The organism is Trichococcus patagoniensis (assembly GCF_003051085.1).
Lineage (GTDB): Bacteria > Bacillota > Bacilli > Lactobacillales > Aerococcaceae > Trichococcus > Trichococcus patagoniensis.
In genome coordinates, this window is the sequence record NZ_QAOM01000007.1 from 57,429 (window position 1) to 74,157 (window position 16,729).

17 protein-coding genes and 1 riboswitch are annotated in these 16,729 nt (G+C 46.1%); of the genes, 16 read left to right on the forward strand and 1 reads right to left on the reverse strand.

Features of this window, described 5'->3' with window-relative positions; all coding sequences use genetic code 11:
- The first annotated feature begins 74 nt into the window (after positions 1 to 74).
- From pfkA to C8U37_RS06040, 14 genes are all read left to right on the forward strand, one after another.
- Positions 75 to 1,037 (forward strand): 6-phosphofructokinase, encoded by a 963-nt coding sequence (gene pfkA, locus C8U37_RS05975; protein WP_108032357.1) that lies wholly within the window; start codon positions 75 to 77, stop codon positions 1,035 to 1,037.
- Between the two features lie 51 nt (positions 1,038 to 1,088).
- Complete coding sequence (pyk, locus tag C8U37_RS05980; RefSeq protein ID WP_108032358.1) at positions 1,089 to 2,846, forward strand: pyruvate kinase; 1,758 nt, start codon at positions 1,089 to 1,091, stop codon at positions 2,844 to 2,846.
- 232 nt (positions 2,847 to 3,078) lie between these two features.
- Entirely contained in the window at positions 3,079 to 3,945 is an 867-nt protein-coding gene (locus C8U37_RS05985; protein WP_108032359.1) for a CvfB family protein, read from the forward strand.
- Between the two features lie 33 nt (positions 3,946 to 3,978).
- Positions 3,979 to 4,434 (forward strand): ferric iron uptake transcriptional regulator, encoded by a 456-nt coding sequence (gene fur, locus C8U37_RS05990; protein WP_108032360.1) that lies wholly within the window; start codon positions 3,979 to 3,981, stop codon positions 4,432 to 4,434.
- Between the two features lie 28 nt (positions 4,435 to 4,462).
- The gene (gene xerD, locus C8U37_RS05995; protein ID WP_108032460.1) at positions 4,463 to 5,353 is read left to right on the forward strand and encodes a site-specific tyrosine recombinase XerD; all 891 of its coding nucleotides are present in this window, start codon (positions 4,463 to 4,465) and stop codon (positions 5,351 to 5,353) included.
- A 45-nt stretch (positions 5,354 to 5,398) separates the two neighbouring features.
- Positions 5,399 to 6,568 (forward strand): phosphopentomutase, encoded by a 1,170-nt coding sequence (gene deoB, locus C8U37_RS06000; protein WP_108032361.1) that lies wholly within the window; start codon positions 5,399 to 5,401, stop codon positions 6,566 to 6,568.
- A 14-nt stretch (positions 6,569 to 6,582) separates the two neighbouring features.
- Positions 6,583 to 7,401, forward strand: a complete 819-nt coding sequence (locus C8U37_RS06005; protein ID WP_108032362.1) for a purine-nucleoside phosphorylase — start codon at positions 6,583 to 6,585, stop codon at positions 7,399 to 7,401.
- A 135-nt stretch (positions 7,402 to 7,536) separates the two neighbouring features.
- Positions 7,537 to 7,833 (forward strand): GNAT family N-acetyltransferase, encoded by a 297-nt coding sequence (locus tag C8U37_RS06010; RefSeq protein ID WP_245879769.1) that lies wholly within the window; start codon positions 7,537 to 7,539, stop codon positions 7,831 to 7,833.
- A complete protein-coding gene (locus C8U37_RS06015) occupies positions 7,830 to 8,603 on the forward strand; it encodes a segregation/condensation protein A (protein WP_108032363.1) in 774 nt (257 codons plus the stop codon). The genes C8U37_RS06010 and C8U37_RS06015 overlap by 4 nt, the downstream gene beginning before the upstream one ends.
- Positions 8,596 to 9,216 carry an SMC-Scp complex subunit ScpB gene (gene scpB, locus C8U37_RS06020; RefSeq protein ID WP_108032364.1) on the forward strand — a complete coding sequence of 207 codons (621 nt, stop codon included), beginning with the start codon at positions 8,596 to 8,598 and terminating at the stop codon, positions 9,214 to 9,216. The genes C8U37_RS06015 and scpB overlap by 8 nt, the downstream gene beginning before the upstream one ends.
- Before the next feature lie 34 nt (positions 9,217 to 9,250).
- The gene (locus C8U37_RS06025) at positions 9,251 to 9,988 is read left to right on the forward strand and encodes a pseudouridine synthase (protein ID WP_106448625.1); all 738 of its coding nucleotides are present in this window, start codon (positions 9,251 to 9,253) and stop codon (positions 9,986 to 9,988) included.
- Between the two features lie 373 nt (positions 9,989 to 10,361).
- On the forward strand, positions 10,362 to 11,087 hold the full coding sequence (locus tag C8U37_RS06030) for a response regulator transcription factor (RefSeq protein ID WP_108032365.1): 726 nt from the start codon (positions 10,362 to 10,364) through the stop codon (positions 11,085 to 11,087).
- Complete coding sequence (locus tag C8U37_RS06035) at positions 11,084 to 12,883, forward strand: sensor histidine kinase (protein ID WP_108032366.1); 1,800 nt, start codon at positions 11,084 to 11,086, stop codon at positions 12,881 to 12,883. The genes C8U37_RS06030 and C8U37_RS06035 overlap by 4 nt, the downstream gene beginning before the upstream one ends.
- A gap of 110 nt (positions 12,884 to 12,993) precedes the next feature.
- Positions 12,994 to 13,121, forward strand: a riboswitch (FMN riboswitch).
- Positions 13,122 to 13,245: 124 nt separating this feature from the next.
- Positions 13,246 to 13,821 carry an ECF transporter S component gene (locus tag C8U37_RS06040; RefSeq protein ID WP_108032367.1) on the forward strand — a complete coding sequence of 192 codons (576 nt, stop codon included), beginning with the start codon at positions 13,246 to 13,248 and terminating at the stop codon, positions 13,819 to 13,821.
- A 113-nt stretch (positions 13,822 to 13,934) separates the two neighbouring features.
- Here the strand turns inward: C8U37_RS06040 and C8U37_RS06045 are convergent, their stop codons facing one another.
- Positions 13,935 to 14,168, reverse strand: a complete 234-nt coding sequence (locus tag C8U37_RS06045) for a ferredoxin (RefSeq protein WP_108032368.1) — start codon at positions 14,166 to 14,168, stop codon at positions 13,935 to 13,937.
- 37 nt (positions 14,169 to 14,205) lie between these two features.
- Here C8U37_RS06045 and C8U37_RS06050 point away from each other — a divergent pair, with 37 nt between their 5' ends.
- Positions 14,206 to 15,276, forward strand: a complete 1,071-nt coding sequence (locus C8U37_RS06050) for a helix-turn-helix domain-containing protein (protein ID WP_108032369.1) — start codon at positions 14,206 to 14,208, stop codon at positions 15,274 to 15,276.
- Complete coding sequence (locus C8U37_RS06055; protein WP_108032370.1) at positions 15,269 to 16,708, forward strand: RecQ family ATP-dependent DNA helicase; 1,440 nt, start codon at positions 15,269 to 15,271, stop codon at positions 16,706 to 16,708. Before C8U37_RS06050 ends, C8U37_RS06055 begins: the two co-directional genes overlap by 8 nt.
- The last annotated feature ends 21 nt before the right edge of the window (positions 16,709 to 16,729 follow it).

The following is a 16,729-nucleotide window of genomic DNA, read 5'->3' on the forward strand; positions in this document are numbered from 1 at the left end:
AATTCAAAAAATATTTAATGCATGATTTTTTTGGAAATTGAGAGTTTTTAACTTTATTGATGAGGTGAAGTCTAATGAAACGTATTGCAGTTTTGACAAGTGGTGGAGATGCACCAGGAATGAATGCCGCCATTCGCGCCGTTGTGCGCAAAGGCATTTATGACGGTTTAGAAGTATATGGCATCAATTATGGCTATGCAGGTATGGTGGCTGGAGATTTCCGTCGTCTGACGATTGATGATGTTGGGGACACAATCAGCCGCGGGGGCACAATTTTATATTCTGCCCGCTATCCGGAGTTCGCAAAACGTGAAGGACAGCTTAAAGGGATCGAGCAGTTGAAGAAATTCGGCATCGATGGCCTGATCGTAATCGGGGGGGATGGATCCTACCGTGGAGGAGCAGCGCTTACTAAATTAGGCTTCCCGACAGTAGGTATTCCAGGAACAATCGATAATGACATTCCAGGAACAGATTATACGCTTGGTTTTGATACTGCGATCAATACAGTATTGGAGTCTGTGGATAAAATCAGAGATACTGCAACAAGCCATATCCGTACATTCGTTGTTGAAGTAATGGGCAGAAATGCCGGCGACATCGCTTTATGGACTGGTATCGGCAGTGGCGCGGAATCAATCGTCATTCCCGAAAAAGAATTTACGATGGAAGAAGTAGTCGCTGAAATCCAGGAAGGCAGAGCACGCGGCAAAAAACATACGATCATCATGTTGGCTGAAGGTGTAATGTCAGGAAATGAATTTGCGGAGAAACTTTCCAAATTCGATGAATTCCACACACGTGTCACTGTTCTGGGCCACGTGCAACGCGGCGGATCTCCATCAGCGAAGGACCGCGTATTGGGAAGCATCTTCGGTTACAATGCCGTTAAAATGTTGGAAGAAGGCAAAGGCGGAATCTGTGTAGGCGTCAAGGGCGATGAAGTTGTTTTCAACGACATCATCGATACACTTGAGAACCAAAAACACTTGCCATTATTGTCGCTTTACCAAATCAACAAAGAAATTTCTTTCTAACGAAAAGTTGACTTACGTTTTACAAAATATAAAATGAGGTGCTTATTTTCTATGAAAAAGACAAAAATTGTATGTACGATCGGGCCTGCCAGTGAATCTGTAGAAACACTCGTTAAATTGATGAATGCAGGCATGAACGTTGCCCGCTTGAACTTCTCGCACGGAGACTTTGAAGAGCATGGCGCTCGTATCGTCAACATCCGCGAAGCATCAAAAATTACAGGCAAAATGTGCGCTATCCTTTTGGATACAAAAGGACCTGAAATCCGTACAAACAACATGAAGGACGGCATCGTGTCGTTGATCACCGGCGAAACAGTAAGAATCTCCATGACAGAAGTTGAGGGTACGAAAGATAAATTCTCTATCACTTACCCAGAATTGATCAACGATGTTGTTGTCGGAAACCACATCCTATTGGATGACGGCTTGATTGACCTTGAAGTGACTGAACTTGACAAAGAGAACAATGAAATTGTTACTTTGATCAAAAACTCAGGCATCCTGAAAAACAAAAAAGGTGTCAATCTACCCGGCATCAAAACAAACTTCCCTGGTCTTACACAAAAAGATGCTGATGATATCATCTTCGGTATCGAAAATGATGTTGATTTCATCGCAGCAAGCTTCGTACGTCGCGCAAGTGATGTATTGGCTATCACTGAAATTTTGGAAAAACATAATGCAACCCACATCCAAATCATCCCTAAAATCGAAAACCAAGAAGGTCTTGATAACATCGACGAAATCTTGAAAGTTTCTCAAGGTTTGATGGTTGCCCGTGGTGACTTAGGAGTAGAAATCCCTACTGAAGAAGTTCCTATCGCACAAAAAATGTTGATCAAAAAATGTAACGCTTTAGGCAAACCAGTCATTACAGCAACTCAAATGCTGGATTCTATGCAACGCAACCCACGTCCTACACGTGCTGAAGCAGGAGACGTTGCCAACGCTATCTTCGACGGAACTGATGCAGTTATGCTATCCGGAGAAACTGCTGCTGGTGATTACCCGGTTGAAGCTGTTACGACAATGGCTACAATCGCTATCCGTACTGAAGAAGCGATCGTTGGACAAGATGCATTTGCTTTGAAAGCATACAGCAACACGGATATGGCTGAAGCAATCGGTCAATCGGTTGGACATACTGCCCGCAATCTTAACATCCAAACAATCGTTGCCGCTACTGAGTCTGGACATACAGCGCGCATGATCTCTAAATACCGTCCGAAATCACACATCGTAGCAATCACTTTCTCGGAGCGTCAAAGACGTGGATTGGCCCTTTCATGGGGTGTGTATCCGTTCGTTACCGAAAAACCAGATTCAACTGATGAAATGATGGAATTGGCTGCAAAAGTTGCCAAAGAAGAAAACTTCGCTAAAGAAGGCGACTTGATCATCATCACTGCCGGCGTACCAGTAGGCGAACGCGGCACTACCAACTTGATGAAGATCCAATTGATCGGAACGAAATTGACTTCCGGCCAAGGTATCGGCGACAAATCTGTCATCGGTAAAGCTGTCGTGGCTCTTTCAGCTGAGGAAGCAATCGCTAAAGTGACAGAGGACTGCATCTTAGTGTTGAAGAACTCTGATAAAGACTATACGCCTGCATTTGAAAAAGCTGCAGCGGTAATCGTTGAAGCTGGCGGCTTGACAAGTCATGCTGCTGTAGTCGGTATCGCAAGCGGCATTCCGGTAATCGTAGGAGCAGAAAACGTGACTACATTAGTGCAAGACAACGAATTGATCACAATCGATTCTCGTCGCGGCATCATCTACCGTGGTGCAACAACTACCATCTAAGCTTAACTAAATTAGAGAGCATCTTTGGGTCTGGGACGAGAGTCTCGGACCCATTTGCTTTGCTTAAGCATAATCTGCTCTCTCTTTCCGCAAGCCGAGGGGATAAAATGTATATATATATCATAAATGTCACAAATATAACAAGCTCACAACAACGACGCTTTGGAAATCATTTTGTGATATGATAAAATGGAAGAAATACAGCGACGGAAAGACCGTCTGGAGGAATAATATGAGTAAAGTACTGGGTACAATCATTACAGGTGTGATCGTGGACGAGAACGAAAAAAGTGTCTTCGTTCAGAAAGACGGCATCACCTACAGATTGGATAAAGAAGAGTCAGAAACGGCATTGCAATTAGGTGACACTGTCAAAGGATTTGTGTACGAAGGGATGAACAAGCAGCTTCGCATGACCTTTAAGGAGCCAGCGAGCCAAGTGGGCCAATATGGTTGGGGAAAAGTTGTAGCTGTCCGGAAAGACCTAGGCGTGTTTGTGGACATCGGCCTTGAAGACAAGGAAATTGTTGTTTCCTTGGATAACTTGCCCGACATCAAATCACTCTGGCCAAAAAAGGGAGATCGTCTTCTGATCGCCCTGGAGCAGGACAGCAAAGATCGTCTGTGGGGCATCATCGCCGACGAACCGGTATTCCGTTCCATTTCCCGTACTCCGGGTGAGGAATTGAAAAACAAGGACATTACCGGAACAGTCTTCCGTTTGAAATTAATAGGGACGTTCATCTTGACGGACGATGATTACATCGGGTTCATCCACCCATCTGAGCGGGAGATTGAACCGCGCTTGGGCGAAGTCGTCAGCGGTCGGGTCGTCGGCATCAGTCAACACGGCATGCTGAATCTGTCCTTGAAGCCGCGTGCGCATGAAGCAATCAGTGAGGATGCGGCCATGATTTTGGTATTGCTGCAGCAGAGCCCTACGCATAGTTTGCCTTATTGGGACAAAAGTGATCCGGAAGCAATCAAAGAATACTTCGGCATCAGCAAAGCGCAATTCAAAAGAGCTTTGGGCCATTTGTTGAAGGCCAGACTGATCATCCAAGAAGATGGACACACAAAATTAATCAAAAAGGATTAGGTCATAAACCTGTCCTCAAAGGAGCCGACAGCAGTGACGGAATTGTCATTAAACACCATCAAAAAACAATTGCAAGAGGCAGGATTCAAGCTCACTCCACAACGGGAAGCGACTGTCGGCGTGCTTCTGGAAAAGGAAAAGGAGCATCTCAGTGCGGAGGAGATTTTCCTGCTGTTGCGGCTTAAACATCCTGATATCGGCCTTGCGACGGTCTATCGCACATTGGAAATCTTGACCGAATTGAACATCACGTACAAAGTAGTGTTTGAAGATGGCTTATCCCGCTACGATTTAAGAAGGACCAGTAATGAGCATTTCCATCATCATCTTTTGTGCATCGAATGCGGGAACATCGAGGAAATACACGAGGATCTGCTGGGTGAGGTCGAAAAAGATGTCGAAGCCCGCTATCAGTTCGTGGTAAAAGACCATCGTTTGACTTTCCATGGCATCTGCCGCGAATGCCAACAAAAAATGAGGAATAAATAGCCTCAAAAGGATGAAATGGGTTACCGACATGGAAGAAGAAATCAATGAATATGGACGTTATTTGAGGATCGAGCGAGGGTTGTCCGACAATACAATCATCAGTTATCAGCGGGATCTCAGAAAGTACAGCCATTTTTTGGAAAAGAATGCCATTCATGCGTTCGGGGATGTGACCAAACCGGATGTGCTTTTGTATCTTCAATTTTTGAATGAAGAAAAATTGGCGACAGCCTCTATCGGCAGGATGATCACGAGTCTCCGGAGATTCCATCAATATTTGAAGCAAGAAGGATTGATCGCCAACGATCCGATGGTCACCATCCAGCTGCCGAAAAAACAACAAAAGTTGCCGAAAGTGCTCTCGATGGGTGAAATCGAACGCTTGATGGCTGCGCCGGATGTCAAAACCGTTCTGGGGCTAAGGGATCGCGCGATATTGGAACTGTTGTATGCCACCGGCCTTCGCGTCAGTGAACTCATCCACATTACGATGAACGAAATCCATCTGGATATCGGGTTCATCCAAACAATCGGGAAGGGCGACAAAGAAAGAATCGTGCCTTTGGGAGAGGAAGCCGCCTTCTGGATTGCAGAATACTTGTCGGACAGTCGGCCTGCTTTAGCGCATGGGAGGAAAGAAACGGCCTTCCTGTTCCTGAATTTCCATGGCAATGGCTTCACCCGCCAAGGGATCTGGAAAAATCTGAAGCAAACCGTGCGGGATGCCGGCATCCAAAAAAATGTATCGCCGCACATGCTGCGCCATTCCTTTGCGACGCATATTCTGGAAAATGGGGCGGATCTGCGGATTGTGCAGGAACTGTTGGGGCATGCCGATATTTCCACAACCCAGATTTATACGCACATCACAACAGAAAGAATGGCAGAAATCTACCAAAAGTATCATCCTCGTGCTTGAAACATAACGAATCAAGTCCGCTGAGGATAAGGGAGGAACAGAATCATGAAATTTAATCGCATCCATTTGATTGTGATGGATTCAGTCGGCATCGGCGAAGCAGCTGATGCAGACAAGTTTGGCGATGTCGGCTCGGATACGCTTGGGCATATCGCTGAAGTTGCCGGGCTGGCAATTCCTAATCTGGAAAAGTTGGGTTTGGGCAACATCCGCGAACTGAGCGGCGTCAAACCGGACAGCGCATCCATCGGCTACTATACAAAACTCGAGGAGCAGTCCGTCGGCAAAGATACGATGACAGGCCATTGGGAAATCATGGGGTTGAACATTCAGTCGCCATTCCGCGTTTTTCCTGAAGGGTTCCCGCTTGAATTGATCGAGAAAATCGAAAATCATACAGGCCGGAAAATTGTCGGGAACAAGCCGGCAAGCGGGACCGAAATCCTGGATGAGTTCGGTGAGCACCAAATGAAGACTGGTGATCTGATCGTCTACACCTCGGCGGATCCGGTGCTGCAGATTGCTGCACACGAAGACATCATTCCGCTTGAAGAATTGTACGCGATCTGCGAATATGTCAGAGCAATCACTTTGGAGGACCCCTATATGATCGGTCGGATCATCGCCAGACCGTATATCGGGACTCCAGGCCATTTTACCCGCACAAGCAATCGGCACGATTACGCCTTGGACCCATTCGGGCAAACAACGTTGGATCATCTGAAGGAAGCCGGCTACGATGTCATCGCAATCGGCAAAATCAATGACATCTACAACGGCCAAGGCATCACGGAATATGTGCGCACGAAAAGCAATATGGACGGCGTCGACCAGCTGTTGACGGTCATGGAAAAAGATTTCCGGGGCCTAAGCTTCTTGAACTTGGTTGATTTCGATGCTCTGTTCGGACATCGCCGGGATGTGAAAGGGTATGCTGAGGCAATCGAAGATTTTGATGCGCGCATTCCTGAAATATTGGCTGCTTTAGCGGATGATGATTTGCTGTTGCTCACCGCAGATCACGGGAATGATCCAACCTTCCCGGGAACAGATCATACGCGCGAATATGTTCCATTATTGGCTTATTCGAAAAAAATGGCAGGCCGCGGTAAGATGGATCAAGGCAAGTTTGCGGATATCGGCGCGACCGTATCCGATAATTTTCGGGTGGCGGCTACTCAAAACGGCCGCAGCTTTTTGGATGAATTGGACTAGTGAGGTGTGGGAAAATGACAAATGACCAAAACAATGTGCGGATAGCCGCCGAATTTTTGGAAGAAAAAGGCTTATTGGAACCTGAGTTCGGCCTGATTTTAGGTTCAGGCTTGGGTGAGTTGGCTGATGAAATAACGGACGCGATTGCGATCCCGTATGAGGAAATCCCTTATTTCCCCGTATCGACGGTTGAAGGACATAAAGGCCAACTTGTATACGGGAACCTGAGCGGAAAAAAAGTCATCGCCATGCAAGGACGCTTTCATTTCTATGAGGGTTACGGACTCGAAGCGGTTACTTTTCCGATCAGGGTAATGAAGCATCTGGGCGTTCATTCATTGGCGCTGACAAATGCGGCCGGAGGCATCAGTTATGCCTTCACACCTGGGGATCTGATGCTGATCACGGATCACATCAATCTGACGGGCCAAAACCCATTGATCGGTCCGAATGATCCCGCGCAGGGGCCTCGGTTTACGGATATGAGCCAAGCCTACGATGCCGAATATCAAGAGACAGTCAAACAAGTCGCTTCTGAGATGGGATTGGATCTGAAGGAGGGCGTATATCTTGGCCTGACAGGTCCGACTTACGAAACGCCAGCAGAAATCCGTATGTGCCGGGTGCTGGGTGCTGACGCTGTCGGCATGTCCACAGTACCGGAGGCCATAGTAGCGCGTCATGCAGGTTTGCGCATTTTTGGTGTTTCCTGTATAACTAATTTAGCTTCAGGCATGCAAGCGACCCTAAATCATGAAGAAGTCGTCGAAACGACAACCCGAGTCAAAGAAACATTCAAAGCTTTATTGAAGAATGTATTGGCTGCCCTGTAACGGCTATCGGGGTAAATACAAAGTGAGAAGGAGATCGAAGTGTTCATTTCTTATAATCAATCATGTGAAAAAATAGCTATGGGTCTGCTTTCTTATGTGACAGATCTAAAAAATGTAGCGAGGCTGAAGCCTGAAATGGAAAGCTACATTGAAAATGTCGATAGGAAACTATTCTTGTGGAAAGATGAAGAGACAGATAACATCGTTGCTTTGATAGGTGTGCAAATACATGAAGCAATGGTGTTGGTTCGTCATATCGCTGTCTCGCCTTCTTTCCGGCAGGAAGGCATCGTGCATCGGTTGCTGGATGGCTTGCAGCAACACTATCCAACAAGCGCAATCAATGGGACTCTGGAAACCGCGCCGTTCATCGCCAAATGGAACCAGAAACAGCAGAACCGAAGCGATGAGGAAACGAGTGGATCATTGTGAGCGAACAAAATGAACTCACCCTCATATTGCCGGATTTTGAGGGACCATTGGATCTTCTCCTGCACTTGATCAAAGAGCTGAAAGTCGATATTTTCGATATTCCGATTGCGGAAGTGACTTTCCAATATCTGCGTTACTTGGACACGATGCAGGAGATGAAATTGGATATAGCCGGCGATTACCTGCTGATGGCTGCGACGCTTTTGGAGATAAAAAGCCGCATGTTGCTTCCGAAAAAAGAAGTGACCTTCGAAGAGGAGTTTTATGAAGAGGGCGAAGATCCAAGGGAAAGCTTGATTCAGCAATTGGTGGAATACAAGCAATTCCAGGAAGCCGCCAAGGCATTGAAAACCATGGAACAAGAACGCGGCTTGTATTTCACAAAGCCGGCAACGGATCTGGAGGACCTCCAACAAGCAGTCCCGCTTGCTCCAGGCGAAGTTTCTGCGGCGGATCTGATTGCCGCGCTTCAGAAAATGTATCAGAAACTGCAGAAGAAAAAGCCGCTTCAGGCCAGAATGGAACAGGATCAACATACGGTGGATCAGACGATGAGTTGGATCATGGAGAAGTTGGAGAACCTACCGCATGATTCTGACCAGAAGCTTCCCTTTACGGCTTTCTTTGAAGTGCAGACCAAATCGCAGATCGTGAATACATTTTTGGCGATGCTGGAATTGGTCAAAGAAAGAAAAATCAATTTTTCGCAAGAGAACACGTATGGAGACATTTATATACTACGCAATATAGGAGTTTTAGCAAATGAATAAAAAAGGGGCACTGGAGAGTCTGCTGTTTGTGGCAGGGGATGATGGTTTGAGTATGGATGAAATCACCTCTTTATTGGAGACCACTCCATTGGAAGCGCAAAATCTGTTGGCCGAAATGCGGGCGAGTCATAACGACAACATCCACTCCGGTTTGACGCTTATCGAAACCCGCAAAAGATACCAACTCGCCACAAAAAGAGAGTATGCAGAACTCATAAAAATGTACGCTGTTTCGCCATTCGCGACCCACTTATCGCAAGCTGCCCTGGAGACGCTGGCGATCATCGCATACAAGCAACCCTTGACGCGGATGGAAATCGATCAGATCCGCGGCGTGCAGTCAGCAGGCTTGGTCCAAAGGCTGTTGCTGAGAGGCTTGATAAAGGAACTCGGCCGTTCGGAAACACCCGGAAGACCGATCATTTATGGCACAACCGATTATTTCATGAATTATTTCGGATTGACCACAATTGATGATCTGCCGAATGTGGATGAATTATTCCAGATGCAGGATAATGAATCCTTCGATCTTTTTGATTTTCCTGCGGACGAAGATACAGATAACCAACTTGCTTTTTTTAAGAAAGATTCCATCATATCGGAACAAGAATGACCGACAAAAACAAATAAGAATAATAGGTGAATAAATGGAAAGATTACAGAAAGTCATTGCACATGCAGGAATAGCTTCACGGCGGAAAGCCGAAGAACTGATCACTTCTGGTGCAGTCAGCGTAAACGGAATCAAGGTAACGGAATTAGGCGTAAAAGTTTCAAAAAATGACAGAGTGGAAGTGAATGGTTTACCGATCTATCGTGAACAGCCGGTTTACTACTTGTTCTACAAACCAAAGAATACCCTCTCATCCGTTAAAGATGATAAAGATCGGACTGTCGTCACTGATTTCTTCAATGTAAAAGAGCGGATTTATCCGATCGGCAGATTGGACTATGATACGACCGGTCTGCTTCTTTTGACCAATGATGGTGAATTCGCGAATCTGTTGACCCATCCGAAATACCACATCGATAAAACCTATGTCGCTAAGGTAGGTTGCATCCCTACACGCTCCGATCTGAACAAATTGGAGAACGGAATCGTGATCGACGGCAAAAAAACTGCGAAAGCGCGAGCTAAGTTGATTTCTGCCAATTCCCAAAAAAATACAGCAATCATTGAATTGACCATCCATGAAGGCTGGAACCATCAAGTCAAAAAAATGTTCGAAAAAATTGATTGTCCCGTCGAAAAACTGAAAAGGGAATCGTTTGGCTTCCTTACGCTCGGCGATCTGAAACCGGGGCAACACCGAGAGCTGAAGGCGTTTGAAATTGAGAAGCTGAAGAACATGGCTCTTGCGAACGAAAAGGCTTCAAAAAGGTAGTTTTCTTAAACAATGGGAATGTATAAAATATTTTGAACCCAAATGTGCATCACCTAAGGTGTTTTACAGCCTTCAAAATATTCCATGCATCCAAAAAACGATGTCTAGCTTCACGGGTTAGCCCTTCGGAAATTAGGAAGGAACCCCTTGTCTCTGCGAGTCAAGGATACTGTTCGACTAACCTGCTGACGCAGGAAGTCTCTCAGCATATTGCGCTCTACGATGCTCAGTTGCATGGGACTCTTTGGGATTCATCCCTTAGAGTCCCAGTACAAGGTGACCGTAGGGAACGTTGCATGGCACGATTTCCTAAATTTCTTTCAGGGCTGAACAAACCCGTTCAGCTTTTCTTATCGAATCAGAGAGGGTGATCATGATGACAAATTCCAGCGGGAAAATATTGATTGTGGATGACGAGGAACGGATCCGTAAATTATTGAAACTCTATCTGGAAAAGGATGGCTACGAAACAGCCGAGGCAGAGGATGGAACAACGGCGGTGGAAATGATCTTGAACAACCATTACGATTTGGTATTGTTGGATATCATGCTTCCTGGGATGACCGGTATTGAAGTAGCCCAAGTAGTCCGTAAGGAAAAAGAAATACCGATCATGATGATCACTGCCCGCGGCGAAGAGAACAATCGCGTGGAAGGATTCTTGTCCGGAGCGGACGACTACATCGTGAAGCCGTTCAGTCCAAGAGAAGTCATGTTGCGGGTCGCAGCCATCCTGAAGCGGACGAAGCCTTCAGAATCGGAATCGAGCACAATCGAATATCCGCTGCTGAAAATTTTTCCGGATGCCAGAAAAGTGCTGGTTGACGAGGTGGCCATCAATTTGACGCCCAAAGAATTTGAATTGCTTCTTTATCTTTCAAAGTCCCCAGAGAAAATTTTTACGAGGGAAGTTCTTTTGAAAGAAGTCTGGAAATATGAATTTTTCGGGGATTTGCGCACAGTCGACACGCACGTCAAGCGGTTGCGTGAAAAGCTGTTGAAGCAATCGAAAGCTGTTTCGAAAATGATAGTGACCGTTTGGGGGATGGGTTATAAATTTTCCCCGAATGATGACCAAGCAGCAGACGACAAACAATGAAAAGGACGAGCATATTCCTCAAATCATGGGTCCTGTTGACTTTTTTGACTGTAACCATCATGACTTTGATGTATATCGGCCACGCAATCATCAGTGTGAACTCGATCGAAGATACCTATAATAAACTGCTGCAGGAGAAAATCACTGCGTACAAGGATACGATTATGACCGATCCCGAAGATTATCTCGCCCAAGTAGGGATGGTGCAATCGTTGGATCCAGAATTGTCCTATTACATCAAAATAGGGGGTCAGAGCCGTTTCGTCGTACAAAAACCGGATCTTCAAGGGCAGTCCGAGCTGCTTCTGGAGAACATTCTGGCGAATGATGAAATTCTGGATGCAATCGACAGTAACATGGATGATTTCAGCAGGATCACCGTAGAGGACGAGGAAAATAATCCCTTGCTTTTGATGGTTTTTGTTCATACTTTTGAATTGCAGGGGCAAGCCGGAATGCTCGTTATCAGTTATGAGCTGGATGAATTTCAGGCTTATGAATTGAACGCAAAAAGCATTACTTTGTTGTTGTTGACCGTTTATCTGATGGGGACGATCATCTATTATCAGTACCTCATCAGGAATGTTGCCGAACCGTTGGAGGTTATGACGGATATCGCCTTCAAATACTCCCGGAATGATTTTTCTAAGCGGATCACGTTCGAATCCTATGATGAGATATCCGGATTGGGTACAGCCATGAACAAGCTGGGGAAGACCCTCCAAGCCACGACGCTGATGAACAGGGAGGAACGCGAACTGTTGAATCACCTGTTTGATTCTTTGCCGGCAGGCATCCTTTACTTTGACCAAAATTTTCATTTGAAATTAGTGAATGGACCTGGCCAAGAGTTTTTGGATTTTTGGCGAAGGGTGGATCCGGATGCCGAGGCCAAGACGATACCGCATCAGTTCAAGGAAATGGTCCAGCATGCCTTCAAGACAACCGCCGGATCGGAAGCGGATCTCAGTTGGTCCCAGCGGCATTATAACGTAAAAGTGACGCCGGTCATCCAAACAGATCTGCAAAAAACCGCCGGCGTGCTGATTGTGTTGCAGGATGTGACGAACGAAAGGCAATTGGATATTATCCGCGGTGATTTCATCACGAATGTATCCCATGACTTGCGGACGCCGTTGCAGATGATCCAAGGGTACAGCGAAGCCATTATCGACAACATCGCCGAAAGCAATGACGAGAAAATTGAAATGGCCCAAATCATTTTGGATGAAACGACCGAGATGAACAAAATGGTCAACAACCTGCTGGATCTGTCGCGCATGCAAGCGGGGTATATTGAACTGAACCGGCAAACTGCCGATCTCGCAACTTTCTTCAACCATTTGGCGGGCAGGTTCGAAAACAGTTTCAAAGAAGCGGCCATCGAATTCTCTTATGAACTTGCGGATGGCATCAAAACCTATCCTTTTGACGAAGAGAAAATGAATCAGGTATTTTACAATCTCATCGACAATGCGGTACGTTATTCAGCCGAAATCGGCACGCGCAGGCAAAAGTTCATCCATATCACTGTCCGTTTGGAGGATATGTTGGATAAAGTTGTCTTTGAAATCAGCGATAACGGCATCGGTATCCAAGCGGAAAGTTTGCCTTTCATTTTCGAGCGTTTTTACAAAAATGACAAATCGCGGACATACTCGAAACAAAAGGGAACCGGCATCGGGCTTTCGATCGTAAAGACAATCGTGGAAGCGCATGACGGGGAAATGGAAGTCCATAGTGAACCGGGTGTAGGGACGACTTTCTTGGCCCGTTTTCCATTCCGCACTGGTTGAGGAAAGCGATCCGAAGATAGTCTTAAAAATAATATCTCGAAACTGTGATATCATTCTTGACAATCGTGTGTGCATCGCTTATAGTTTGTATATAACAAAATATAAATAAGATTCGTCTTCAGGGCAGGGTGAAATTCCCGACCGGTGGTAAAAGTCCACGACCTCGCAATGGTTCATTGCGGGCTGAACTGGTGTAATTCCAGTACCGACAGTACAGTCTGGATGGAAGAAGATGGGGTTTCTTTGAATTGCAATTTCAAAGGCTCTATTTTTATGTGTCCATTAGCGGATGATAAGGATAGGGTCTTTTTGGATTTGGAGAAACCCATCTCTGAGACAGTCAACAGGGAGGATTCATTAACATGCAACAAAACAAAACAAAAAGATTGGTCGGTATTTCACTATTTGGGGCATTGGCATTTGTGCTGATGTTCATCGCTTTCCCGGTAATTCCAGCATTTTCGTATCTGAAGATTGATTTCAGCGATTTACCGATTCTGCTTTCATTTTTCCTGTACGGTCCAGCCGGCGGAATCATCTCCGCTGTCATCCGCTCCGTTTTGCACTACCTTCAAACAGGCGGGGATATGGGCTATCCAATCGGGGACTTCGCAAGTCTATTGGCGACGCTCTCTTATACTTTGACTGTCTACTACCTATTGAACAAAGCTAAAACAAAAACAGCCGTCATTCTGGCGCTGTTGACGGGTACTTTGGTTTTGACGGTTGTCTTATCGGTAGCCAATTGGTTCATCATCACGCCGTTATACATGTACCTGTTGAATTTTGAAATGGGTTCTGTCAAAGAGTTGGTATTGGCTGGTATAGTGCCTTTCAATATCATCAAAGGACTTGTCGTCAGTGCAGTCATCCTCTTGGTGATGCCGAAGTTGAAACCTTGGCTGGCGCATAATAAAGTTCCGTTTGCTCAGCAATAATTTGCGGTTTCTGAATTGATCTTTTCAAAAACAAGAGGCTGCACCCGAATCAGTGATGATTCCGGGTGCAGCCTCTTTTGGATTTTACCTAAAGCAAATGGATCCCAGAAAAACTATTCAGATGAAGGAAATGGTTGATCGGAACGCAAGATGGCACCGGTTGGGCATTTGCGGTAGGCATCCAGAAACGCATCAAAGCGTTCGGCAGGTATCGGTGCATTTCCCGCATTCGAATCCATTTTGGTGAAAGCTATCCCTTCGGAAGTATAGTCAAAGAGATCCGGTGAAATTATTTGGCAAAGTCCACAAGCGATGCAGTTATCCTGATTTACTTTGGTATAATACATACAGTAACCTTCTTTACAAAAATTTGGTGGTGATAACATGAAAAGTTTGACATACATAGAGTATCTTTTTTTGGATTGCATTTCAACCGGGCGCCCCATCAAGGAAGCGACTCTTTTCTATAACCTGATCGGCAAACGGACCGTCTCCACCATGCTCCAGTGCCGCCAATATGATTTGGAAGCCTATTTCACTGTCATGCCGGGCATGAAACCTACAGCGTTGAAAAAAGGCCTCGAGCGTTTGGCTTCGGATGGTCTGATCATCGGCAACGATGGCGAGGGCTTTCTTCTCACCGAAGCAGGAAGCGCGAAAAAAGCTGATTTTTTCAGCCGTCACGCGCATTTTTCTTTGGGAAGCCAAATGGAATTTGCCCTCGTACAAGGCGTTTTACGCCGCCGGATGCTGTTTTTGATCCAAATCCTTTCCGAAATGCTGCATAAAAACAAACACTATTATCCCATTGAGCGGGAAGCGAAGGAACAGATTTGGATGAAGCGCTTGTTGGCGCAGCATGCCGGAGATAGAGCCACTTTTGCACGCGCTTATGGAGAAGAATGGCGTACTTACTTGTCACGGCTGCCCGAAAAGGATGCCGGGCTCTTTGCGCTGCAATTTGAAGGCACTGGCCACTTGAGGAAAACGACCGGTCAAATGGCTGGGCTGTTCTCGTTCGAGGAAGCGGAAGTGAAAATACTGCTGCACCAAAATTGGCTGAGGCTGTATGGCGCACTGGAAAAGGAACCGGAAAAATTCCCTGTCCTTGCTTCGGTCATGCTGATGACGATAAAGGAGAACGGATTGGCTTCCGCCAGCGCTGAAACGACCATGCGTTATTTCATGAACGGGCATGGCATGGAGGAAATCATTTCGATGCGGGGATTGAAACAGAGTACGATCCAAGATCACTTTGCCGAAATCGCCTTGATCTATCCGGAATTCCCGACGCAAAGATTTTTGGATAAGGGGAAAATGCAGTATCTGCAACAACTCGTGGAACACAAAGTTCGTGTCGATTACCGGGAAATCCAAAAAGAATTTCCCGAAATCAACTTTTTCGAGTCCCGGTTGATACAAATAAGAAGTGAGGTTGCTGCTAAACATGGATGAAGCACAATTGAAATCGGAACTTCAGAAACATTTCGGCTACACGGCTTTCAAGGAAGGGCAATTGGAGCCCATCCAATCCGTTTTGGCAGGCAAGCACACGTTGGCGACTCTGCCGACGGGAACAGGGAAATCCTTGATATACCAATTGAGCGGTTACCTTTTGGAGGGGATTGTCGTTATCGTTTCGCCTCTATTGTCTTTGATGGAAGATCAAGTGGCTCAACTGAAATTCATGGGTGAAAAAAGAACGGCCTCATTGAACAGCATGCTGCAGTTCGAGGAAAGGCAAAGATTATTGAGCAACCTGGATCGGATCAAGTTTTTGTTCCTTTCCCCCGAGATGCTGCAGAACCAAGTCGTATTGAACAAACTCAAGCAGATCCCGCTCGCTTTGTTTGTGGTCGATGAGGCGCATTGCATTTCCCAGTGGGGTTTGGATTTCCGTTCCGACTATTTATTTTTGGGCGCTGCAAGGCAAGCGTTGGGCAATCCTCTGACGTTGGCGCTCACTGCGACAGCGACGCCGGCCGTGATGGACGATATCATCGGTTCCCTGCATATCGACGGGAATGACCTGAACGTATTTGAGGGTCCGGTCGACCGTGCCAATATATACTACAAAGTCGCTGCTGTGCCTCCAGAAGGGAAAAACGAGTACCTCCTGGAACTTTTGGGGAAATATCCATCTCCGGGCATCATTTACTTCTCCAGCAAGGCACAAGCTGATGCGGTCGCATTCATGATAAGGAAAAAAACAAATTTGCGCGCGGAAGCTTATCATGCCGATCGGACAAATGAAGACAGGATCACCATCCAGCATCAATTCCTTCAGGATGAGTTGGACGTCATTTGCGCCACCAGCGCATTCGGAATGGGAATCAATAAGCCGAACATCCGCTACGTGATCCATTACCATATGCCGAATTCGCTTGAGGAATATGTGCAGGAGATAGGGAGAGCCGGGCGGGACGGGCAACAGAGCACGGCGGTACTGTTGTATTCGGAAACGGACTTCAACTTTAAAGTGAAGATGCTGCAAAGCGATTTTCCGAATGATTATGCGATTGAAAGTGTCCTCAAAAACAAGGCGATCAATCCAGAATATGGGAGTCCGACCGAGCACACCTTGTTGTTGCATATCCTGCGTCAAAATTTCACTAAAGTGGAAGCGAAGCATTTTATCGCCGCCCGCCACGACCTGAAGAAAAACTTGTTGAAGAGCATGAAGGGATTTGCCGAAACCAATGCATGTAAACGTGATTATATCTCCGCCTATTTCGGGAAAAACAGTCTTGGCAAACCTGAATACTGCTGTGACAGTTGCGGGAACGAGGATCCATCGCTAGCGGGGGAAGTCAGGACAAGGAATACGGTTCCAACGACAGAAGTGCCGCAATGGGAAAAAATCCTTTCAGACCTTTTTCTTTTATAAAATTTAACCCAAAAATTGCGA